Raw genomic sequence first — 22,293 nt, forward strand, 5'->3', positions numbered from 1 at the left:
TGCCCCGGTCACCGGCCCGGAGTGAAGAACTCATATGCGGGACGGGAGAAATCAACACCCGCCCCGGACATCACAGCCTGCCGATGAGGACCCCGCGCCACGTCCATCCGGCGTCGAGAACGGCCTGCCGCACGGGGTCCTTCATGTCGGCGCTGTCGAAGCGGAAGGTCTCCGTCGCCGCGAGGCGGCCCTCCTCGTTCCGGCCGAGCGTCCACTGCCTGGAGACGGTCCTGCCCGGGCCGCGGCCGACCTCGGCCGAGACGGACAGGGTGGGCACGCCCCGTACCCAGGTGACCTCCAACTGCTCCTCCACGGCCCGCACTTCGTGCTTCTCGGGGACCAGGCGCAGCCGGATCCGCAGGACGCGGCTGACGTCGGTGCGGGCGAAGAAGCCGTGCCAGGTCGGCTCGGCCACCCGCCATTCGGCGACCAGCTCGGCGTTCTCGTCGCCCCGCCCCGTGCGCACGACGTACGGCACGTCGGGCCCGCCCACGCCGAGCAGCGCCGCGCGGACCTCGCCGGCGGGGCGGGCGGAGAGGCCGGCGTCGGGGTGCCTGGTGCCGGTCAGCCTGTCGAGGAGTCCCATGGGGCCAACCTAGGGGCTCGACCCGATGGGCTCACGGCTGGATGGTGGAGATCTGGGCCACCCCTCACAGCGCCCATCGAGGAGGCCGTCATGGCCGATCAGGCAAACCCGTATCTGCGGGGGCTGTTCGCACCCGTCCGCGAGGAGGTCACCGCCCACGACCTGCCGGTGAGCGGCAGGATCCCGGCGGATCTGGAGGGGAGGTTCCTGCGCAACGGGCCCAATCCGCTGAACCTCGACGACCCGGCCGCCCACCACTGGTTCAGCGGGCCCGGCATGGTGCACGGGGTGCGGCTGCGCGGCGGGCGGGCCGAGTGGTACCGGAACCGGTGGGTGCGCAACGACGCGATGGCGGCGGCGCTCGGCGACAAGCCGGTGCACGGGCCGCGCCACCTCGACATGGACCTGGCGCCGAACACGCACATCCTGAACTTCGCGGGGCGCTACCTCGCCACGGTCGAGGGCGGCGCGCTGCCGTACGAGCTGGACGGCGATCTCGACACCCTCGGCCCGTACGACTTCCAGGGCACGCTGCCGGGCGGCTTCGCGGCGCACACCACGCTCGACCCGGTCAGCGGGGAGCTGCACGCGGTGGCGTACTGCTGGGCGTACCCGTATGTGCAGTACGTGGTGGTGGGCACCGACGGGCGGGTGCGGCGCACCGTGGACATCCCCGTCGACGGGCGGCCGATGATGCACGACTTCTCGCTGACCTCGTCGTACGTGCTGCTGTACGACCTGCCCGTGGTCTTCAACCCGGACGTCGCGACGTCCCCCTCGTCCCTGCCGTACATCTGGGACCCGGAGCACAGGCCCCGGCTCGGGGTGCTGCCGCGCGAGGGGCGGGCCGAGGACGTGCGGTGGCTGGAGGTCGAGCCGTGCTTCGTCTTCCATCCGATGAACGCGTACGAGGACGGGGCCGGGCTCATCACGGTCCATCTGGTGCGCTACGACCGGCTGTTCGCGGGCCGGGACAGCCGCGGGCCCGACGAGACGCCGCCGCGGCTCGTGCGCTGGACCGTGGACCTGGAGGCGGGGACCGTGCGGGAGGACGGGATCGACGAGCGGGCCGTGGAGTTCCCGCGGATCGATCCGCGCCGGGAGACGGGCGCGCACCGGTACGGGTACGGGATCCTCGAACCCGACGACGGGTACGCCGCCGACCTGACCCGCCGCCACCTCCTCTCCCCACCGATCCGGCACCCGAACTCGCCCAGGTGGGCGTCGGCATCGTCAAGTTCGACCTGGAGCGGGGCGGCAGCGAGGTGCACCGCTTCCCTCCGCACGGGGATGTGGGCGAGGGAGTGTTCGTGCCGTCGTCCGCGGGGTCGGCGGAGGACGACGGCTGGGTCCTCTCGTACGTGTTCGACGCCGAGCGGGGCGCCACCGATCTCGTGGTGCTGGCCGCGCAGGACCTGGCGGGCGGACCGGTCGCGCGGGTGCATCTGCCGGCCCGGGTACCGGTGGGATTCCACGGCAACTGGATTGCTGATTAGGGCAGTTGGGCGTCGCTCTTCGCGCGGCGGCGCCGCACCAGCCGGGGCAGGAGCAGCCCGGCCAGGACCAGCAGCACGCCCAGGACACGGACCGGGGTGGGCCAGGTGCCGTGCGCGACGCAGTCGAGGGCGACGGCCGACAGGACCTGCCCGCCGATCACCAGGAGGGAGGCGCGCCGAAGACGCCGCCGAGATACGCGGCGGGCGGGGCGTCGCCCGGTCCCGGCCAGGTGCCGGGCAGCAGCAGGGCGGCGAGCAGGAAGAGGGTCAGGAGCCCGAAGCCGACGACGTGGTTCCACACGGAGGCGCGGAACGCGCCGACCCTGGTGGCGAGTTGACCGTTGACGGCGCGGCTGACGCCGATCAGGACGCCGTTGAGCAGGGCGAGCAGGACGTAGGGCAGCACGCTCACGCACCGCCCGTCACGATCAGGACGCTGCCGCCGAGGACACAGAGGGCGGAGACGACGTCGGCGGCCGTGATGCGGCGGCGCGGGACGCGCGGCAGCCCCCAGGCGTCGGAGGCGATGCCGAAGAGGATCTGGCCGGTGAGCATCAGGGCGGTGGTGCCGGCGAGCGCGAGGTCGCTGTTGACGGCGATCGCGGAGAGGGTCACGACGAGCGCGCCGGGGATGCCGCCCAGCCGGAACCAGAGCGGGGTCCGGCCGGGCAACGGGTCCGGCGGGGTCAGGGTGCGGCGGGCGGCGAGGCCGACCAGGGCGAGCGCGACGACGGCGCCGAGCGCGTGGGCGATCCAGGAGGCGTAGGCGGCGGTGGAGTGTGCGGCCAGCTCCGCGTTGAACCGGGTCATGAGGGTCAGCAGCACCCCGCCCGCGAGCGCGAGCCGCACGACCTCGTGGTGCCATGTGGCACCGCGCGGTGTCACATGGCACCACGAGGTGCCACGAGATGCCATTCCAGAGCTACAGGCAGGCCGATGCCACCCTGACGCCACTGAATTTCAGACCGACGCCGCGACATTTCCCCAGCTCAGAGGCGTCACACCCACATCCGCACCGGATGACGGGACCAGAGAGCTTGCACATGGCGCCAAAGTGGTGCCACTATGACGTCATGGACCTCACGCCGTACGTCGACACTCTCCACCGGGAACTCGCGGTGGCCGCCGAGGCAGGCGGGGACGATGCCCGCGAGCTGGCCGAGCGGCTCACCGCCCCCCTGGAGTCGGCAACCCGTCTGACCCTGCTCAACGTGCTCTCCGCCGCGATGGACGAGATCACCCGTGAACTCGCCCCCGGCTCGGTCGACGTACGACTGCGTGGGCTCGACCCCGACTTCGTGGTGACGCTGCCGCCCGGCGACGCCGGCTACGAGGACCGGGCCCCGCAGCCCGCCGAACCGCTGAGGGCCCCGGCCCCGGCCGACACCACGGACGAGGGCGGCACCGCACGCGTCAACCTGCGCCTGCCCGCCCATCTCAAGGCCCGCGCCGAGGAGGCGGCGAGCCGCGAGGGACTGTCGGTCAACGCGTGGCTGGTGCGCGCCGTGTCGGCCGCCGTCGACCCGGTCGCCGCGCAGCCCCGCACACCGGAGAAGAGCCGCTCCGTCGGCCAGAGCTTCACGGGCTGGGTGCGCTAGCCGCCCCCGCGCCTTCCCGCACCACATCACTCTCCATCCACTTCGCGTCCCCGGTCGGGGACGGACCCAAGAGTCAAGAGGACGGGACAGCCATGCCTACTTTCGACACTCCGCAGCCCATCTCGGTCACCGCGCACATGGACGCGGGATCCCTCCACTTCGTGGCCGGCGACCGGGCCGACACCGTCGTCGACGTGCGGCCGCGCGACGCGAAGCGGGACCTCGACGTCAAGGCCGCCGAGCAGACCGAGGCCACCTTCTCGAACGGCACGCTGCACGTCAGGACGCCCAAGGGCAACTTCTTCGGCCTCGGCCGCACCGGAACCGTCGACGTGACGGTCGAACTGCCCGCGGGCTCCCGGCTCGACGTGACCGGCGCCTGGGCCGAGGTGCGCGGCGCGGGCTCGTTCGGCGAGGTCCGGGTGAAGACCTCCGCGGGCGACGTCCGCTTCGACGAGACCGGCCCGCTGCACCTCACCGCCTCGCACGGCTCCATCGCCGTGGACCACGTCGAGGGCCCCGCCGAGATCACCACCAGCTCCGGCAGCGTGCGCGTCGGCGCCGTGGACGGCACGGCCGTCCTGAAGAACTCGCACGGCGCGACGACCGTCGGCCTCGTCACGGGCGATCTGCGGGTCCGCGCCGCCAACGGCGACATCACCGTCGAGCGGGCCGAGGGCTCGGTCACCGCGACCAACGCCAACGGCGGCCTGCGCGTCCTCGAAGTCGCCCGCGGCACCGTGCAGTTGGAGACCTCCAACGGCTCCATCGAGGTCGGCGTCCGCACGGGCACGGCGACCTGGCTGGACGTCCAGTCGTCCAACGGGCACGTGCGCAACTCGCTCGCCGAGTCCGAGGGCCCGGAGCAGACCGAGGACACCGTCGAGGTGAAGGCCCGTACCCGCTACGGCAACATCGAGATCCGCCGCGCCCGCGCCTGAGCCCACCGCGCCGCGCCGGCTCCCCTTCCTCCGTCCACCACCCCTCGAACGGGAGGGCTCCATGCCTTCTTCTGTCATGCCCACGTCCAGTCAGTCGGGCCGTCGGCCGTCCGCCGCCGCCGTCTCCGCCCTCGGCCTGCGCAAGTCGTACGGCGACAAGACCGTCCTCGACGGCATCGACCTGCGCATCCCGGCCGGTTCGGTCTTCGCGCTGCTCGGCCCGAACGGCGCCGGCAAGACCACCACCGTCCAGATCCTGTCCACCCTCGTCTCCGCCGACGGCGGGCAGGCCCAGGTCGCGGGCCACGACGTGGCGACGTCACCGGACGGGGTGCGCGCCGCGATCGGTGTCACCGGCCAGTTCTCCGCGGTGGACGGGCTGATCACCGGCGAGGAGAACATGCTCCTCATGGCCGACCTGCACCACCTCGCCAAGCGGGAGGGGCGCCGGGTCGCCGCCGAACTCCTCGAACGCTTCGACCTCGCCGACGCCGCGAAGAAGCCGGCCTCGACCTACTCCGGCGGCATGAAGCGCCGCCTCGACATCGCCATGACCCTCGTCGGCAGCCCGCGGATCATCTTCCTCGACGAGCCGACGACCGGCCTCGACCCGCGCTCCCGGCACACCATGTGGGGCATCATCCGCGGACTCGTCGCCGACGGCGTCACCGTCTTCCTCACCACGCAGTACCTGGAGGAGGCCGACGAACTCGCCGACCGCATCGCCGTGTTGAACGACGGCAGGATCGCCGCCGAGGGCAGCGCCGAGGAGCTGAAGCGGATCGTCCCCGGCGGCCACGTCCGGCTCCGCTTCACCGACCCGGACGCCTACCGGAGCGCCTCCGCCGCACTCCAGGTCGCCGCCCGCGACGACGAGGCCCTGTCGCTCCAGATCCCCAGCGACGGCAGCCAGCGCGAACTGCGCTCGATCCTCGACCGGCTGGACTCCCTGTCCATCGAGGCCGACGAACTCACGGTGCACACGCCCGATCTCGACGACGTCTTCTTCGCCCTCACCGGCCCGGCCGACGTCCCCGCCCCGACCAAGGAGAACGTCCGATGAGCACCCTCGCCCTCGCCGTCCGCGACTCCTCGACGATGCTGCGCCGCAACCTGCTGCACGCCCGCCGCTATCCGTCGATGACGCTGAACCTGCTGCTCACCCCGGTCGTCCTGCTCCTGCTCTTCGTCTACATCTTCGGCGACGTGATGAGCGGCGGCGCGGGCCGCGACGCCTACCTCGCCTATCTCCTGCCCGGCATCGCGCTGATGACCATCGGCTCCACCACCATCGGCACCGCGGTCTCGGTCGCCATGGACATGAGCGAAGGCATCATGGCCCGCTTCCGCACCATGGCCATCCACCGCCCCTCGGTGCTCGTCGGCCATGTCATCGGCAGCGTCCTGCAGTCCGTCGCCAGCGTGGTCCTGGTGGGCGCGGTCGGGGTGGCCATCGGCTTCCGCTCCACCGACGCGAGCGCCCTGGAGTGGCTCGCCGCCTTCGGCCTGATCGCGCTGTTCTCCCTGGCCCTGACCTGGATCGCCGTCGGCATGGGCCTGATCAGCCCGAACCCCGAGGCCGCCAGCAACAACGCCATGCCGCTGATCTTCCTCCCCTTCATCTCCAGCGCGTTCGTGCCGGTCGACGCGATGCCGGGCTGGTTCCAGCCGATCGCCGAGTACCAGCCCTTCACCCCCGCCATCGAGACGCTGCGCGGCCTGCTCCTCGGCACGGAGATCGGCCACAACGGCTGGCTCGCCCTCGTCTGGTCCGTCGGCCTCGCGGTCCTCGGCTACTTCTGGGCCGCGGCGAAGTTCAACAGCTCCGCGGAGCGCTGAGACACCGTCACAGCCGCAACTCCCCGTAGGCACCGGCCGGCACGGCCGGTGCCGCGGGCGCGACCGGCGCGAGGCCGTCCCGGTACGGATCCCCCTGATCCGGCCGAGGATCGGCCTCGCCCTTGTTCGGCCAGTACGCCATCGCGCGCTCGGCCTGCGCCGTGATCGTCAGGGACGGGTTCACACCGAGGTTCGCGGAGACCGCGGAGCCGTCCACCACCGAGAGGCCGGGGTGCCCGTACACCCGGTGGTACGGGTCGATGACCCCGCTCTCGGCGGACTCCCCGATGGCGCAGCCCCCGAGGAAGTGCGCGGTGAGCGGCTTGCCCATCAGCTCGCCGAGGTTGGTGCCGGCGAACCCGTTGATGGACTCGGCGATCAGCCCGGCCGCCTCCCAACCCTCCGCGATGTGCACGGGGTTGGGCCGCCCGTGCCCCTGCTCGGCGGTGAGCGCGCCGCGGCGCGTGAGCCCGGTGGTGAGCGAGTTGTCGTGGGTCTGCATGACGAGCCCGATGATGGTCCGCTCCGACCAGTGCCGCAGCGCGACGGTGCGCGCCACGAGCACCGGGTGGGAGAGGAAGGCGAGCGCGGCGGCCAGCGGCTTCGGCAGGTTCTGCCTGTACTGCGGTACGCAGATCAGGGCCATCAAATTGGAGCCCTTGCCGTAGCGGACGTTCTCGATGTGGGTGGTGGGGTTCGGGTGCACGGACGAGGTGATGGCGACCCCGCGCGTGAAGTCCACGTCCTTGCGCCCGAGGCGCCGCGGCCAGGTCAACGCCCCTACCAGCGCTTCGGAGTTGGTGCGCGTCAGCACCCCGAGCCGCTCCGAGAGCCGGGGCAGGACACCGTCCGCCTTCATCCGGTGCAGCAGGGTCTGGGTGCCGTACGTTCCCGCGGCGAGGACCACGCGCCGGGCGCGCAGCACGGTCTTCCTCCCTCGCCGGCGCTTGTTCGTGGGCACGGTCGTGACCTCGTACGTGCCGTCGTCGAGCTCGCGCACGGAGGTGACCGTCGTCATGGGCCGGACCTCGGCGCCGATCCGTTCGGCGAGGTGGAGGTAGTTCTCGGTGAGGGTGTTCTTGGCGCCGACGCGGCAGCCGGTCATGCAGGACCCGCACTCGGTGCAGGCGGCGCGGGCCGGCCCGGCGCCACCGAAGTACGGGTCGGCGACTTCCGTGCCCGGCGCGGCGGTTGTCCCGCCCTCCGCGTCCTTGCCGTCGCCGAAGAACACCCCCACGGGCGTGAGCCGGAAGGTGTCGCCCGCGCCCATTGTCCGCGCGGCGTCCCGCAGCAGTTCGTCGGCCTCGGTGGTGGTCGGGTTGGTGCGCACACCGAGCATGCGGCGCGCCTGGTCGTAGTACGGGGCGAGCGCGGCCTGCCAGTCGGTGATGCCCGCCCACTGCTTGTCCTCGAAGAAGGCGGGCGGCGGGACGTAGAGGGTGTTGGCGTAGTTGAGCGATCCGCCGCCGACCCCGGCCCCCGCGAGCACCATGACGTTCTTCATCAGGTGGATGCGCTGGATCCCGTACATGCCGAGGCGGGGCGCCCACAGATAGTCCCGCACCTTCAGGGACGTACGGGGCAGGGTGTCGCGCGTGTAGCGCCGGCCCGCCTCCAACACGCCCACCCGGTAACCCTTCTCGGAGAGCCGGAGCGCGGAGACGGAGCCTCCGAACCCGGATCCGACGACGATCACGTCGTAGTCGTACGCGCCCGGCGAACCGTCGGCCTCAGGCACCGTACAGCTCCTCGATCTCGCGCTCGTACGCTGCCGTGACCGCCTGCCGCTTGATCTTCAGGGACGGGGTGAGCAGACCGTTGTCCTCGGTGAACTCGCCCTCGACCAGCTTGAATTTGCGGATCGACTCGGCGCGCGAGACCGCTTCGTTGGCGTAGTCGACGGCCTTCTGGACGTCCGCCACGATCCGCGGGTCGGCGATGATCTCGCTCATCGGGGTGTCGGCGGGCATCTTGCGTACGTTCAGCCAGTGGGCCACGGACTCGGGTTCGAGGGTGATGAGGGCGCCGACGTAGGAGCGGTTGTCGCCGACGACGATGCACTGGCCGACGGGCGAGCGGCTGCGCAGCCGGTCCTCCAGGACGGCCGGGGAGACGTTCTTGCCGCCGCTGGTGACGAGGATGTCCTTCTTGCGGCCGGTGATGGCGAGATAGCCGTCGTCGTCGAGCGCGCCGAGGTCACCGGTCGCGAACCAGCCGTCGTCGAGGACTTCGGCGGTCGCCGCCGCGTCGTTCCAGTACGCGCCGAAGACGATGCCGCCCTTGACGAGCACCTCGCCGTCGTCGGCGATCCTGATGGTGGTGCCGGGCACGGGCAGGCCCACGGTGCCGGGCCGGGGCCGCAGCGGCGGGGTGATGGTGGCGGCGGCGGTCGTCTCGGTGAGGCCGTAGCCCTCGTAGATGACGATTCCGGCGGCGTAGAAGAAGAGGTTGAGATTGCGGTCGAGGGGCGAGCCGCCGCTGATCGCGTAGCGCAGCCGGCCGCCCAGCTCCTTGCGGACGCGGCGGTAGACGAGGAGGTCGTAGAGACCGGCGCCGAGCCGCAGGCCGAGGCCCGGCCCCCGCCCCGCCTCCAGGAACTTCGCCAGGTGCTGCTCGGCGAAGCGGACCGCGATCCGGTCGGCCCGGTCGAAGGACGAGCCGCGCCCGATCTTCTCGGCGGTGGCCCGCCCGGTGTCGTGGATCTTCTCGAAGAGGTACGGCACGCCGACCACGAACGTCGGCCGGAACGAACGGAGTTCGGGCCGCAGCTCGTCCGGCTTGATGCTCGGGCAGTGGCCCAGCTCGATCCGGGCGAGCAGGCACGCCACCTGGATCGTCCGCCCCAGGATGTGCGCGAGCGGGAGGAAGAGCAGCGTCGAGGCGGTCTGGCCCGTGATGGCCTTGAAGATGGGGTGCAGCAGCTCGACGGTGTTCGCGGCCTCCGCGTACAGGTTGCCGTGCGTGAGGACGCAGCCCTTGGGGCGGCCGGTGGTGCCGGAGGTGTAGCAGACGGTCGCGACGGAGTCGGCGGTCAGCGCGGCGCGCCGCTTGGTGACCTCCTCGTCGGATATCTCCCGTCCCTGCGTGGCGAGTTCGAGGACGGCGCCCGCCTCCAGCTGCCAGATGCGGGGGCGGTCCGGCTCCGGCAGGGCGGCCTCGGCGGCGGCCTCGTTCTCCGGGGTCTCCACGATCAGCAGCCGGGCGCCCGAGTCCCGTACGATCCACTCGATCTGCTCGGGCGACGAGGTGGCGTAGATGGGCACGGTCTGCCCGCCCGCCGCCCAGATCGCGAAGTCGAGGACCTCCCACTCGTAGCGGGTGCGCGACATCAGGGCGACGCGGCCGCCCGGTTCGAGCCCGGCGGCGATCAGCCCCTTCGCGGCGGCGGTCACCTCGCGGGCGAACGCGGCGGCCGTGACCGGCTTCCATTCTTCGGGGGCGCCGGCCTCCTTACGCCGAAGCACCACCGTCTCCGGCGCCTCGGCGGCGTTCACGAACGGGATGTCGGCGGACGTCCTGAGCGCCGAGCCGTCCGGCGGTGGCGCGGCGAGCGGCGCGGTGCGCGCCTCGCGGACGACCCCCTGGTCGTCCCTGACGAGTTCGACCTGCACGCGGTCGGCCAGGTCGCTGCGCTTCCTGGCCCGCTTCAGATCCTTGCGTACGCCCATGACGGCTCCCGGTCGCGCGGCTGCTGAACTGCTGTACTCCGGTGCTTCCCCGTACCCACTCGAACTTACTCGGGGGTCAACTTACCGACGCGTAAGGAAATATCAATGGGTCGCGCGCGAATCCGCGTACGGGAGCGATCTCGCCGTACGGATGTCGCGCGGGAGCGGTCCCGTCACCCCTCGGGCAGCCACGCCTCGCCGTCGAGCACGTCGCGCATGCCCACCCACACCATGTTCATCAGGCGCAGGGTGACGGCCTCGGGCGACTGGTCGGGGTTGTGCTCCATCCAGTCGGTGAGCGAGTCCGCCGCGCCGACCAGCGCGTGGGCGACGAAGTCGGCGTCCTGCGCCCCGAGCCGGGTGCCGCGCCCGCTCTCCGTGATGCCGTCCCTGATCAGTCCGGCCACCTCGGCCATGACCGCGCGCCGGGCCTCGGCCACGGCGGCGGCGATCGCCTCACTGAGCTCGGAGGCCTGCCGGTGCAGCACGACCCAGCTGTCGCGGTGGGCGGCGACGAACGCGAAGAACGCGGAGAGCCCGGCGTGCAGCCGCAGTTCGGGCGCGGCGCCCGCACCTCGCGCGGCCTCCTGGAAGGCGGCGACGAGCCGCTCGGCCTCCCGCCGCAGGCACGCCAGGAACAGCCCCTCCTTGGAGTCCAGGTAGAGGTACACCATCGGCTTGGAGATCCCGGCGAGTTCGGCGATCTCGTCGACGGAGGCTGCGTGATAGCCGCGCTTGGCGAAGATCCCGACGGCCACGTCGATGATCTGCTGCTCGCGCACCTGGCGCGGCACGCGCTTCCTGCGCGCTGCCGGCTGCCCCGCCGTGCGCCCTTGAGCTGCTCCCGATGTCCCCGTCACTCTTGTCAGCCTACCTACCTCACCGTAACCTTACCAATTAGTAAGTTTACTCAACAGTAAGGAGTGTGGCCCCATGAGCGGTGCCGACGACATCGCGGCGCTCGACTTCGCGACCGTCACGCCCGAGGAGTTCGCGCGGATCGTGAAGGGCCTGTCCGCGAAGGAGATCAACGAGATCGCGCAGGACGGCGCGCTGCGTGCCCGTGTCCTCAAGGAGGTGTTCGGGCGCATGGAGCGGCAGTTCAAGCCGGATGTCGCGGGGTCGCTCGAAGCGCTGATCCGCTGGAAGGTGACCGGTCAGGGCGAGACCGAGGACGCGGTCTACGAGACGAAGATCTCCGGCGGCACGTGCACGGCGACCGAGGGCCGCTCGGACGCCGACCCGCGCGTGACGCTGGTGATGGGCGACGCGGACTTCCTGAAGCTGGTCTCGGGCAACTCCTCGCCCGTGACGATGTTCATGATGCGCAAGGTGAAGATCGCGGGCGATGTCGCGCTCGCGGCGGGCCTGACGCGCTACTTCGACATTCCCAAGGCGTAGGGCGGGGCTGGATCGGATCATGGCTTTCTCTCTCGAACTGGACGAGGAACAGCGGGACCTGCGCGACTGGGTGCACGGCTTCGCGGCGGACGTGGTCCGCCCGGCCGCCGCCGAGTGGGACGAGCGCGAGGAGACCCCCTGGCCGGTGATCCAGGAGGCCGCGAAGATCGGCCTGTACGGGTTCGAGTCGCTCGCGGAACTCTTCGGCGACCCGACCGGCATCTCGCTGCAGATCGCCAACGAGGAGCTCTTCTGGGGCGACGCGGGGATCGGCATGGCCCTGTTCGGCACGTCGCTCGCGGTCGCCGGGATCTTCTCGTCCGGCACCCCCGACCAGCTGGCCGAGTGGGTGCCGCAGTGCTTCGGCGACGAGGACGACCCGAAGGTGGCCGCCTTCTGCGTGTCCGAACCGCAGGCGGGTTCGGACGTGGCGGCGATGCGGACGCGGGCGCGCTACGACGAGGCCAGGGACGAGTGGGTGATCAGCGGCCAGAAGGCCTGGATCACCAACGGCGGCATCGCCAACGTGCATGTCGTGATCGCCTCCGTGGACCCGGAGCTCGGCTCGCGCGGCCAGGCGGCGTTCATCGTGCCGCCGGGGACGCCCGGCCTCGAAGGCGCCAAGAAGATAAAGAAGTTGGGCCTGCGGGCCTCGCACACGGCCGACGTGTTCCTCGACGACGTACGGGTTCCCGGGCACTGCCTGCTCGGCGGCAAGGAGAAGCTCGACGCGCGTCTCGCGCGGGCCCGTGAGGGGACGCGCTCTGCCGGTGGCCGCAGCCAGGCGGCGATGTCCACCTTCGAGGTCAGCCGCCCGACCGTGGGCGCGCAGGCCCTCGGCATCGCGCGCGCCGCGTACGAGTACGCCCTGGAGTACGCGGGCGACCGGGAGGCGTTCGGCCGCCCCATCATCGAGAACCAGGCGATCGCGTTCGCCCTCGCGGACCTCCGCACGGAGATCGAGGCGTGCCGGCTGCTGATCTGGCAGGCCTCGTGGATGGCGCGCAACGACAAGGTCTTCGACGCGGGCCAGGGCTCGATGTCGAAGCTGCGCGCGGGCGAGCTGGCGGTGGCCTCGACCGAGAAGGCGATCCAGGTGCTCGGCGGGGCCGGGTACAGCAGGGAGCACCCGGTGGAGCGGATGTACCGGGACGCGAAGATCTACACGATCTTCGAGGGAACGAGCGAGATCCAGCGCCTTGTCATCGCACGGGCGATCTCGGGGCGGCAGATCAGGTAGATCCGGCGGATCGGGCAGATCGGGCGGATCAGGTGGTTCCCCGCGTTCTTCAAGGGGCGCGGGGAACTGCGCGCGCCCCTGAAGGTTCCGCGACCGACCCCGTCGGTCAGACGTCCGCGGGGGCGCCGAGCAGGGCGGACGCCTGCTGCATCGGGTCGAGGGACGGCGTGGGGGTGGCGGCCTGGGGACCGCGGCAGGTGAAGCCGAGCTTGGTCATGGCCCGGACGACTTCGCCGGCGCTGAAATCACGGCGGTCCTGACGGGTCACGACCTCGCCCACCTGCTTCACGGGGTAGACACGGCGGCCGATGATCACGGAATCGCCGGACACCTCCTCGGGCTTGATGCCCTTCATCGCTTCCAGGACGCCGCTCTTGGTGAGGTCGAACGGGAAACGGGCGATGACGCAACGCATGATGCCTCACAGGGGGAAGAACGAATGAGGATGGATTCCACTGTGCTTCCTTCATGCGCGCCGCATCAAGGAATTCCTGCAACAGAAGATCAGCGCGGGGAACGACAAGGACGAACGAACCGAATTAAATGCGAAAGGGACCGGCACCCCACATAGTGCGGACCCTTACTGCGATATGCGCGAATTCCAGGTCGCCGCGATGATGCCCCGCTCGGAGAGGCATGTGGATTTCGGGAACCACAACCGCAACCGAGATCGACAGTAGCACGCCGCCAAGACCCTCTTGTGATCATGAAATTCACTCTGCCGAGAACAGAACTGACGTACGGGGAGGCTTCGTGAAGCACCCGATGAAGCGGACCGTTCCGGCAGAACTGGAGCTCGCGGCAAGGACCTTGGAGCAGGGCGGGGGACGGGCGTGCCGCGGCATCCTCGACACGCCGCCTGCCCCCGCACGGCCGGCTCAGCCGGAGGTGTCCCGCAGCCGCGCCGCCGCCCGCACCGAGTCCGCCAGCGCGGCGACGTCCGAGTCCTCGGTGGCTTCGGACAGATCCTGGACCTGGCGGGTGAGTTCGTGCAGGGACGGTTCGCCCGGGTACGGCGTCCCCGAGCCGTTCTCCAGCCGGTGCGCGAAGTACGCCGCCGTCGCGGACACCCGCAGCCGGGGCGGGGTCCGGTCGGACCAGAGGTCCCGGGCCAGCGCGGACACCGTGACCTCGCCGGAGGTCTCACGGGGGGCCCGGGACTTCGGGTCGAGCCAGCGGACCGTGGCCCTCGCGACCCGGCCGGACTCCGCGCCCTCGCGGAGCTTCACCGCGTACAGGGCCGTCACCGTGTGGCCGGGGCCGACCTCGCCGCCGTCGACGCTGTCGTCGCGGAAGTCGTCGTCGGCGACGGCGCGGTCCTCGTAGCCGAGGAGGCGGAAGTCCGACACCGTACGACGGTCGAAGGCGACCTGCGCCTTGGCGTCCCGCGCCTTCAACTCCACGTTGGCGGGCAGCTGTTGGACGAAGACCTTGCGGGCGTCCGCCGGGGACGACACGTACGTGGTGTGGCCGTCGCCCTTGTCGGCGAGACGCTCCATCAGCGCGTCGCCGTAGTCGCTGCCGACCCCCACGCCGAAGAGCGTGATGCCGTGGTCGCGGCGGGCCCCGGCGATGCGCTCCAGGATCGCGTCGGCCTCGGTCTCGCCGGTGTTGGCGAGCGCGTCGGACAGGAGGACGACGCGGTTCGTCGCCCCGGACCTGACGCCCTTCACGGCGGTGGCGTAGCCGGTGGTGATGCCCGCGTCGAGATTGGTGGAGTCGGTGGGTTCGAGGGTGTCGATGGCGTCCTGGACCTTCTCGCGGACCGCGCCGCCCTTGCCGCCGAGGCGGGTCATCGGGAGGACCGTCTCCGCCTCGCTGCTGAAGGTGACCAGGGCGATCGAGTCGTCGGGGCGGAGCTGGTCGGTGAGTGTGGCGAGGGATTCCCGGACCAGGTCGAGGCGGCCGGGCTCCCCCATGGAGCCGGAGATGTCGACGACGAACGTCAGCGCCGCCGGCGCCCGTTCACCGTCCGCCGGGGCCTGCGCCGTCGCGAGCCCCACCCGCATCAGGCGCCAGCCGTCGTCGCCGGTGCGGGCGCCGTCGACGGTCACCGAGAAGCCGTTGCCCTCGGGGCGCGGGTAGTCCTGCCGGAAACTGTTGACGAACTCCTCGGGCCGCACCGAACCCGCGTCGGGCAGGCGACCCTCGGCGAGCGTGCGCCGCGCGTAGCCGTAGGAGGCGGTGTCGACGTCGAGGGCGAACGTGGAGCGGTAGTCGGCCCCGCTCTCCTTGCCGCCGTCCGGCGCGACGGAGGCGGCCCGGCCGTCCGCTCCCCTGGCCTTGCTGTCCGCCGAGGTGTCCGACGTCCCCGCCGCGCCGCATCCCGCCAGCAGCAGCCCGCCCGCCAGGGCCGCGGCGAGCAGTGCCCCGCCGCGGCGCCGTGTGCCGCGTACCCCGTCGCGTATGCCGTCCGGTCCGGTCACCATTGCCGACCCCTCCCGCTCCGTCACGCACCGGCGGTACCGGCGCTCTGTGACTGTGACGTGCGGGGCGGCCGCGGTGTTCGTCCCGAGCGATTGCGCCTTGGCCTCAAAGCGGTCACGGGAGGCGGCAGTCGTGACCGGTGGGTGATCCTCCGGAGACCCACCGGTCATGCGCAGCGCGGACCGATGGCCCGCGGGGGGGGGCTAGGACACCACGTCCTTGCGCGCGAATCCGCGGAACGCCAGGGCGAACAGCACCACCGCGTACGCCACCGACACCGACGCCCCCTGGATCATGCCGCTCCACTCCGGCTGCGGCTGGATCACGTCCGCCCAGGCGAACTGCCAGTGCGCGGGCAGGAAGTCGCGCCAGTGGCCCAGGGCCGTCACCGCGTCCAGCACATTGCCGACGATGGTCAGGAAGACCGCGCCGCCGACCGCGCCCAGCGGGTTGTCCGTCTTCGTCGACAGCCAGAACGCGAGGCCCGCCGTGACCAGTTGGGACACGAAGATGTACGCGATGACGACGAACAGCCGCTGCGCCGCCGTGCCCGCGGGCAGCGCGCCGCCGGTCGGGATCTCCAGCGGCCCCCAGCCGTACGCGACCGTGCCGACGCCGAGCGCGACGATGGGGAGCAGCACCATCGCGGCGAGGCTGAGCCCGAGCGCGACGATGAGCTTGGACCACAGGAGGCGGGCCCGTGGCACGGGTGCGGCGAGCAGATAGCGCAGGCTCGACCAGTTCGCCTCGGAGGCGATGGTGTCGCCGCAGAACAGGGCGACGGGGATGACGAGCAGGAACCCCGCGGAGACGAACAGGGCCGTCGCCGCGAAGTTCGCGCCCGATGCCGTGGCCGTGTCCATCAGGGTCACCCGGCCGCTCCGGCCGCCCGGTTCGCCGCCGATGGCGAAGGCGACGACCAGGACGAAGGGCAGCAGCGCGAGGACGGCCCCCATGACGAGGGTGCGGCGGCGCTTCACCTGCCGGACCAGCTCCACGCGCAGCGGCAGGGTGCGGCCGGGGCGGTAGCCGTCGGCCGTCTCGACCACGGGGGCCGGGGATGTTCCGGTGGCGCTCATGCGGGTCCTCCGGTCGTGGTCGGGCGGCGGGACGCGGCCCGGGTGATCGGGAGCGCGGCCGTCGTGGCGGCCGTGGTCGTGGCCGTCATGACGGAGTCCCTCCGATCAGGGTCAGGAACGCGTCCTCGAGGCGCCGGTGCGGGCCGAGGGACTTCACGGGTACGTCGAGACGGACCAGGTCGACCAGGAGCCGCGCGGCCGGGTCGCCGGTGGTCCCGGCCGCGGCGGCCGGAACCGGGGCGAGCCGCACCAGGAGGCCCTCCTCCACGCGGACCGCCGACTCCACGCCGGCCAGCGCGCCCACCTTCTCGACCACCGGTTCGGAGACGTCCCCGGCCAGGCCGACCAGGAGCGTGTCGCCGGAGCCGATGATCCGGTCGACCGGCCCCGCCTGCACCAGGCGCCCGCGGTCCATGACCACGAGGTGCGTGCAGGACTGCTCGACCTCGGCGAGGAGGTGGCTGGAGACGATGACGGTCCGGCCACCGCGCGCGTACCGGATCATCACCTCGCGCATCTCGCGGATCTGCGGCGGGTCCAGGCCGTTCGTCGGCTCGTCCAGGATCAGCAGGTCCGGCAGGCCGAGCATGGCCTGGGCGATGGCGAGGCGCTGGCGCATGCCCTGCGAGTACGTGCGTACGGCGCGGGCCAGGGCGTCGCCGAGACCGGCGATCTCCAGGGCCTCCTCCATGTGCGCGTCCTCGGGCGGGCGGCCCGTGGCCCGCCAGTACAGCTCCAGGTTCTCCCGTCCTGACAGGTGCGGCAGGAAGCCGGCGCCCTCGACGAACGCGCCGACGCGGGACAGGACGGGCGCGCCAGGACGGATGGCGTGGCCGAAGACGCGGATCTCGCCCTCGTCGGGGCGGATGAGGCCCATGAGCATGCGCAGCGTCGTCGTCTTGCCCGCGCCGTTCGGCCCGAGGAGGCCGAGGACCTGGCCCTTCTCGACGCGGAAGGAGAGGTCGCGGACCGCGTACCGGTCGCTGGACTTCGCGTACCGCTTGCTCAAGTCCGTGATCTGCAGCGGGACGTCGGCGAGCGCCGGGTCGGGCGCGGGCGCCGTCGTGCGCCTGCGGGCGGTGAGCAGCAGGCCCGCCGCGACGGCGACCGCGCCGAGCGGCAGCCACCACACCCACGCGGGCAGCGGTGTCGCGGCGGTCTTCACGTCGGGCGCGGTGGGCAGGCTCAGGCCGCCGTCGCGCAGGGACACCTGGTACGTGGCGGGCTGGTCCGGTGACGCGTACCCGAGGTCCGTCGAGGACAGGACGAGGCGCAGCTTGTGGCCCTTCTGCACCTGGTGGTCGACGGCCGGGAGCGTGAGCGTCACGTCCTTGCCGGCGCCGCCCGCGCCCGTCACCCGGACCGGCGTGACGAGCTGGGAGGGGAGCACCTCGCGGGTGCCGCCGGGCCCCGCATCGTAGACCTTCGCGAACAGGACGGCCGTGCCGCTGGAGGACTTCACGTGGACGGTGGCGGTCGGTGAGCCGGTGATGCGCACCGACTTGGTGAGCGGCGCCGTGTCGAAGCGGGCGAACTGGCCGGGGAAGTCCAGCGAGGCGCCCAGGCCGAGTGACGACAGGGAGGCGAGCGAGCCGAGTCCCGGCACCGAGGAGATCGACGGCGGGCCGCCGCCCGGCGGGTTCTGGAACGTCTCCGTGCCGGACTTCAGCGGCACCCGCACCCGCTGCTCGCCGCGCAGCCCGGGATACGCGTCGCCGCTCGCGCCGCGCAGGGTGGCGGCGCCGTCGGTGGAGTCCACGCCGCCGGTGCGGGTCACGCGGAACGCCGGGCCGGTGTCGACGCCCTTCTCGTCCTTCAGGTAGCGGTCGAACCACTTCGCCACGCGCCCGGAGACGCGGTCGACCTCCATGTCGCCGCCGTCGTGCCCGCCGTTGAGCCAGTCCACGTCGACCGGGGCGTGGTTCGCCTTGATCTGCTTGGCCATGGCGTCGGCCTGCCCGAGGGGGAACAGCGAGTCCGTCTGGCCCTGCGCGATCAGCGTCGGCACCTTGATGCGGTCACCGACGGTGGACGGGCTGCGCTCCTCCAGGAGCTTCCTGGCCGCCGCGTCCGGCTGCCCGGCGACCGCCACCCGCTGGTACATGTCGCACAGCTGCTCCTGGAAGCGGCCGCACTCCAGGCCCGCCCTGCTGGTGCGCGAGCCGATGTCGGCGGAGCCGGAGGTGAAGAAGATCCCGGCCCACAGCTTCTTGAACACGCCGTCGGGGAACAGTGCGTCCGCCAGGTTCCAGTACGTGATCTGGGGCGCGATGGCGTCGACGCGCTTGTCGTAAGCGGCGGCGAGCAGCGACACCGCGCCGCCGTACGAGGCGCCGGTCATCCCGACCCGCGGGTCACCGGCCTTGTCGAGCTGGACCTCGGGCCGCTTCGCCAGCCAGTCGATCAGCCGCGACACATCGGCGACCTCGCCCTTCGGGTCGTTCAACCCGATCTTGCCGGTGGACTTGCCGAAGCCGCGGGCCGACCACGTCAGCACCGCGAACCCGTGCCGGGCCAGCTTCTCGGCCTCGCCGCGCACGTCCTCCTTGCTGCCGCCGAAGCCGTGGGTGAGCAGCACGGCGGGCCGCCGCTCGGTCCCGGACCCCGCCGTGAAGTACGACGTGTCGATCCGGACGCCTGCGCCCATCGGCATCACCCGGTCCTGCCGGTGCACGGCGGGCGCCTTGCCGGAGGAGGCCGTCGCGGACCAGGTCCCGGCTCCGGCGAGCACCACAAGGGCGGCCGCGACGGCGATCCACCGCCGCGGCCATCCGCGTACTCGCTCACGCCATGCGCGCACTCGTAGATCCATCCTTCAACGGTAGGGGTCACCACTGACAGTTACCGCCGCCTCCGGTCGGAGCCTCTCGACCTCCCCGGGGAGTACGGCGCGCCCTCCGCCTACCGCAGGTGCTGTACACCGAAACGGCCGGGACGCCGTGAAGCAGCCCACAGGACACGGGCCGCGCTCCTGCCTCGCCGGAGCGGGCCCGGCCGGCGCGGACCTGCTACGACATCCCCATGGACATCACCCGAGCCGTCACCGTCCCCCAACTCGTCGCCGCGGGCTCCCTGTTCGACTCCCCGCCCCGCCCGGAGCGGGCCGCGTACTTCCTCGCCGCCCCGGGCCACCACCTCTACCTCGCCCACGTGGACGACGAGCCGGCCGGTTTCGTCAGCGGCGTCGAGACCGTCCACCCCGACAAGGGGCGCGAGATGTTCCTCTACGAACTCGCGGTCGCCGAGCCGTACCGGCGCCGCGGCATCGCCCGCGCCCTGGTCCGCACGCTCGCGGACCTGGCCGCCGAGCTCGGCTGCTACGACATGTGGGTCGGCCTGGACCTGGACAACGACGCGGCGCTCGCGACGTACCTGAGCGCGGGCGGCACGCAGGAGAGCCCGTGCCGGGTCATCACCTGGGACTTCACGCGGCCGGCCGACTAGCCCCGCCCACTCTGCAAGCGCTCGCAGGAACCGTCAAGAGGGCGGTCAAGTGGGCTTTCGGTGAAGGAATTTCAAGGGGGAAAGCGCTTGCGGGAACCGTTGACGCGGCTGCGAGCGCATGCGAAAGTCCCACCCCAACGCACCCCACCTCGTCCCCTCACCGTCCCCCACCGTCGAGCCGCACGTGGAGGCCCTCATGGGCAATGACGCCCCCTCCCGCCGCCCACTCCTCCCCCGCCGCACCGCCCTGACCACCCTGCTCACCGCCGGCCTCGGTACCGCCCTCGGCGGCGGCCTCACCGGCTGCAGCGATTCGTCCCGCTCCGTCGCCTCCGGCGGCACCGTCACCCTGCGCTACTTCTTCTGGGGCGACAGCGGCCGCGCCGACCTGATCAACCAGTGCATCGCCGCCTTCGAGCGCGCCCACCCGAAGATCAAGGTCAAGTCCAGCTTCGCCGCGTTCGACTCCTTCTGGCCGAAGCTGAGCACGGCGGCGGCCGGCGGCAGCCCGCCCGACGTCATGCACATCGACTACGCGTGGATCCGCACGCTCGGCGAACACGGCGTCCTCGCCGACCTGAACGAGCACACGGGCCCCGGCAAGGAGATCGACGCCACCACCCTCGTACCGTCGCTGCGCACGGCGGGCATGGTGGAGGACCGGCGCGTGGCGCTGCCGCTGTCCCACAACAGCGTGTGCCTGATGTACGACGCCGAGGTGTGGGCCGACGCCGGGGCGCGGGCGCCGACCTCACCCATGTCCTGGGACACGTTCATGAAGCAGTCCCGCGCGGTCACCCGGCACACCGGGCGCGCGCAGTTCGGCATGGACAACCCCGGCCAGAACTACATGGGCGTAGAGCTGTGGATGCGCCAGCAGGGCAGGCAGATGTGGACGGACAAGGGCGAACTCGGCTTCGGCGAGGACGACTTGGTCCGCTACTTCACCACGGTCGACGCCTACCGCGAGGACGGCGCCCTCGCCGGACCCGACGTGGTCCTGGAATCGCTGCCCGGCTACCCCATCACCACCCAGCGCGCCGCGTCGTACCTGGAGTGGGACAACCAGGTCGGCGGCCGCAGCGCCCTGCGCGGCACCAAACTGACGCTGGGCAGCGTCCCCAGCGACACCCACCGCTCGGGCCTCTACGCCAAGCCCGGCATGCTGATGAGCGCCGCCGCGAAGAGCCCGTACATCAGTGAGGCCGCGCAGTTCATCAACTTCATGATCAATGACCGGCGGGTGGCGAAGATCCTCGGCACCAACATCGGCATGCCGCCCACCACCAGCCAGGAGGGCGCCGCCGAGGTCACCGATCCCGCGGTGCGCCAGGTCCAGACGTACGAGCGGCAGATCGCGAAGACGCTCGCGCCGACCCCGCCGCCGCCCGCGGACGGCGGCGCCTCCCTCAACGAGTACCTGCGCCGCGTCGCCGAGAAGCTCTTCTACGGCCGTATCTCCGCGGACCGTGCCGCCGGTCTCTTCTTCGACCAGGCGAAGGTCGTCCTCGCCTGACGCCCGAGAGCTGACGCCCGAGCGCCAGAAGGCAGGCTGCCCGCCCCCTCTCTCTCAACTCCCCCCTCTTCGTACGGAGTTCCCCATGGCCGGTACGACGACGACCGACGCGGCGATCCCCCGCGCGCGCCGCGCGGACACCCCTTCCGACCCCCGCGCGAAACGGCGCCGCACGCGCGCGAACGACCGCTCCGCGTACGTCTTCCTCACCCCGTGGATGCTCGGCGCGGTGGTCCTGACGATCGCTCCGATGCTGTTCTCGCTCTACATGTCGTTCACGGACTACAACCTGTTCGACGCGCCCCACTGGATCGGCTTCGACAACTACCGGCGGCTGCTCCTCGACGACCCGGAGGTCCGGGACACGGTCGGCGTGACCCTGCTCTACGTGGTGGTCGCGACGCCCCTGAAACTGATCGCGGCGCTCGGGGTGGCCCTGCTCCTCCACACCCGCCGCAAGGGCCGCAACTTCTACCGGGCCGCCTTCTACATGCCGTCCCTGATCGGCGCGAGCGTCGGAGCGGCGATCGTCTGGCGCCTCCTCTTCTCCACCGGCAGCGTCGTCGACCGGTTCCTCGGCGCCTTCGGCATCCACACGGGCGGCTGGATCTCCAACCCCGACTGGTCGCTGATGTCCCTGGTGGCCCTGTCCGTCTGGCAGTTCGGCGCCCCGATGGTCATCTTCCTCGCCGCGCTGCAGCAGATCCCCCACGACCTGTACGAGGCGGCGGAACTGGACGGCGCGGGCCCGGTCCGCCGGTTCACCGCGGTGACCGTCCCCATGCTGTCCCCGGTGATCTTCTTCAACCTGGTCCTGGAGATGGTGCACGCGTTCCAGATGTTCAACTCGGCGTTCGTGCTCTCCAACGGCACGGGCGGGCCCGCGGGTTCCACCCACGTCTACTCGATGTACCTGTACGAACTCGGCTTCAACGACTTCCGGATGGGCTACGCGGCGGCCCTGACCTGGGTGCTGCTGCTCGTCGTCGGTGTGGTGACGGCGGTGCTCTTCAAGACGTCGGGCCGCTGGGTCCACTACGCGGGCGAGGAGAACTGAC

The 22,293-nt window shown here is 71.7% G+C and carries 21 protein-coding genes and 1 pseudogene; 11 read left to right on the plus strand and 11 right to left on the minus strand.

Translation table 11 applies throughout. The features are described from left to right. Positions 1-70 precede the first annotated feature (70 nt). Positions 71-586 carry a hypothetical protein gene (locus tag B072_RS0119330; RefSeq protein WP_018531617.1) on the minus strand — a complete coding sequence of 172 codons (516 nt, stop codon included), beginning with the start codon at positions 584-586 and terminating at the stop codon, positions 71-73. 90 nt (positions 587-676) lie between these two features. Between B072_RS0119330 and B072_RS43520 the strand changes: the two are divergent. Together B072_RS43520 and B072_RS49795 are read left to right on the plus strand one after the other, a co-directional pair. Then, a pseudogene (locus tag B072_RS43520) lies at positions 677-1,666 on the plus strand (carotenoid oxygenase family protein); the annotation flags it as partial. A 137-nt stretch (positions 1,667-1,803) separates the two neighbouring features. Next, on the plus strand, positions 1,804-2,082 hold the full coding sequence (locus B072_RS49795) for a carotenoid oxygenase family protein (protein WP_018531620.1): 279 nt from the start codon (positions 1,804-1,806) through the stop codon (positions 2,080-2,082). Here B072_RS49795 and B072_RS48715 read toward each other — a convergent pair. Genes B072_RS48715 through B072_RS0119355 form a run of 3 tightly spaced genes read right to left on the minus strand, consistent with a single transcriptional unit; the run spans position 2,079 to position 2,997 of the window. After that, the gene (locus B072_RS48715) at positions 2,079-2,243 is read right to left on the minus strand and encodes a hypothetical protein (RefSeq protein ID WP_018531621.1); all 165 of its coding nucleotides are present in this window, start codon (positions 2,241-2,243) and stop codon (positions 2,079-2,081) included. The two genes, B072_RS49795 and B072_RS48715, sit on opposite strands and share 4 nt — an antisense overlap. After that, entirely contained in the window at positions 2,240-2,494 is a 255-nt protein-coding gene (locus B072_RS48720) for a DMT family transporter (protein WP_018531622.1), read from the minus strand. The genes B072_RS48715 and B072_RS48720 overlap by 4 nt, the downstream gene beginning before the upstream one ends. After that, positions 2,491-2,997 (minus strand): DMT family transporter, encoded by a 507-nt coding sequence (locus B072_RS0119355; RefSeq protein WP_063746451.1) that lies wholly within the window; start codon positions 2,995-2,997, stop codon positions 2,491-2,493. The genes B072_RS48720 and B072_RS0119355 overlap by 4 nt, the downstream gene beginning before the upstream one ends. A gap of 158 nt (positions 2,998-3,155) precedes the next feature. Between B072_RS0119355 and B072_RS0119360 the strand changes: the two genes are divergently transcribed. The 4 genes from B072_RS0119360 (at position 3,156) to B072_RS0119375 (ending at position 6,460) form a co-directional block, all read left to right on the plus strand. Beyond that, on the plus strand, positions 3,156-3,680 hold the full coding sequence (locus B072_RS0119360; protein WP_018531624.1) for a toxin-antitoxin system HicB family antitoxin: 525 nt from the start codon (positions 3,156-3,158) through the stop codon (positions 3,678-3,680). Between the two features lie 92 nt (positions 3,681-3,772). Then, positions 3,773-4,621: a DUF4097 family beta strand repeat-containing protein gene (locus tag B072_RS0119365; protein ID WP_018531625.1), complete on the plus strand. Its 849-nt coding sequence runs from the start codon at positions 3,773-3,775 to the stop codon at positions 4,619-4,621. 76 nt (positions 4,622-4,697) lie between these two features. Continuing rightward, positions 4,698-5,684 (plus strand): daunorubicin resistance protein DrrA family ABC transporter ATP-binding protein, encoded by a 987-nt coding sequence (locus B072_RS0119370; RefSeq protein WP_018531626.1) that lies wholly within the window; start codon positions 4,698-4,700, stop codon positions 5,682-5,684. Further along, the gene (locus B072_RS0119375) at positions 5,681-6,460 is read left to right on the plus strand and encodes an ABC transporter permease (RefSeq protein ID WP_018531627.1); all 780 of its coding nucleotides are present in this window, start codon (positions 5,681-5,683) and stop codon (positions 6,458-6,460) included. Before B072_RS0119370 ends, B072_RS0119375 begins: the two co-directional genes overlap by 4 nt. 7 nt (positions 6,461-6,467) lie before the next feature. On the opposite strand, the gene B072_RS0119380 is transcribed toward B072_RS0119375, so the two are convergent. The 3 genes from B072_RS0119380 to B072_RS0119390 form a co-directional block, all read right to left on the minus strand. Further along, entirely contained in the window at positions 6,468-8,198 is a 1,731-nt protein-coding gene (locus tag B072_RS0119380; protein ID WP_018531628.1) for a GMC oxidoreductase, read from the minus strand. Then, complete coding sequence (locus B072_RS0119385) at positions 8,191-10,128, minus strand: AMP-dependent synthetase/ligase (protein ID WP_018531629.1); 1,938 nt, start codon at positions 10,126-10,128, stop codon at positions 8,191-8,193. The genes B072_RS0119380 and B072_RS0119385 overlap by 8 nt, the downstream gene beginning before the upstream one ends. 173 nt (positions 10,129-10,301) lie before the next feature. Further along, positions 10,302-10,922, minus strand: a complete 621-nt coding sequence (locus tag B072_RS0119390) for a TetR/AcrR family transcriptional regulator (RefSeq protein ID WP_018531630.1) — start codon at positions 10,920-10,922, stop codon at positions 10,302-10,304. A gap of 139 nt (positions 10,923-11,061) precedes the next feature. On the opposite strand from B072_RS0119390, the gene B072_RS0119395 reads away from it, so the two are divergent. Further along, positions 11,062-11,529 carry an SCP2 sterol-binding domain-containing protein gene (locus B072_RS0119395; RefSeq protein ID WP_018531631.1) on the plus strand — a complete coding sequence of 156 codons (468 nt, stop codon included), beginning with the start codon at positions 11,062-11,064 and terminating at the stop codon, positions 11,527-11,529. A gap of 16 nt (positions 11,530-11,545) precedes the next feature. Next, positions 11,546-12,769: an acyl-CoA dehydrogenase family protein gene (locus B072_RS0119400; protein ID WP_086020368.1), complete on the plus strand. Its 1,224-nt coding sequence runs from the start codon at positions 11,546-11,548 to the stop codon at positions 12,767-12,769. A 106-nt stretch (positions 12,770-12,875) separates the two neighbouring features. Here the strand turns inward: B072_RS0119400 and B072_RS0119405 are convergent, their stop codons facing one another. From B072_RS0119405 to B072_RS0119420, 4 genes are all read right to left on the minus strand, one after another. After that, positions 12,876-13,184, minus strand: a complete 309-nt coding sequence (locus tag B072_RS0119405) for an SCO5918 family protein (protein ID WP_018531633.1) — start codon at positions 13,182-13,184, stop codon at positions 12,876-12,878. A gap of 463 nt (positions 13,185-13,647) precedes the next feature. Then, positions 13,648-15,198: a vWA domain-containing protein gene (locus B072_RS0119410; protein ID WP_018531634.1), complete on the minus strand. Its 1,551-nt coding sequence runs from the start codon at positions 15,196-15,198 to the stop codon at positions 13,648-13,650. A 201-nt stretch (positions 15,199-15,399) separates the two neighbouring features. Then, the gene (locus tag B072_RS0119415) at positions 15,400-16,275 is read right to left on the minus strand and encodes an ABC transporter permease (protein WP_026246035.1); all 876 of its coding nucleotides are present in this window, start codon (positions 16,273-16,275) and stop codon (positions 15,400-15,402) included. 85 nt (positions 16,276-16,360) lie between these two features. Beyond that, the gene (locus B072_RS0119420) at positions 16,361-19,087 is read right to left on the minus strand and encodes an alpha/beta fold hydrolase (RefSeq protein WP_026246036.1); all 2,727 of its coding nucleotides are present in this window, start codon (positions 19,085-19,087) and stop codon (positions 16,361-16,363) included. Between the two features lie 209 nt (positions 19,088-19,296). Here B072_RS0119420 and B072_RS0119425 point away from each other — a divergent pair, with 209 nt between their 5' ends. The 3 genes from B072_RS0119425 (at position 19,297) to B072_RS0119435 (ending at position 22,292) form a co-directional block, all read left to right on the plus strand. Beyond that, positions 19,297-19,719, plus strand: a complete 423-nt coding sequence (locus B072_RS0119425) for a GNAT family N-acetyltransferase (RefSeq protein WP_018531638.1) — start codon at positions 19,297-19,299, stop codon at positions 19,717-19,719. Positions 19,720-19,915: 196 nt separating this feature from the next. Next, positions 19,916-21,235 (plus strand): ABC transporter substrate-binding protein, encoded by a 1,320-nt coding sequence (locus B072_RS0119430; protein WP_018531639.1) that lies wholly within the window; start codon positions 19,916-19,918, stop codon positions 21,233-21,235. A gap of 85 nt (positions 21,236-21,320) precedes the next feature. Beyond that, positions 21,321-22,292 (plus strand): carbohydrate ABC transporter permease, encoded by a 972-nt coding sequence (locus tag B072_RS0119435; RefSeq protein WP_018531640.1) that lies wholly within the window; start codon positions 21,321-21,323, stop codon positions 22,290-22,292. The last annotated feature ends 1 nt before the right edge of the window (position 22,293 follow it).

Origin of the sequence: Streptomyces sp. HmicA12 (genome assembly GCF_000373565.1) — a bacterium.
GTDB lineage: Bacteria > Actinomycetota > Actinomycetes > Streptomycetales > Streptomycetaceae > Streptomyces.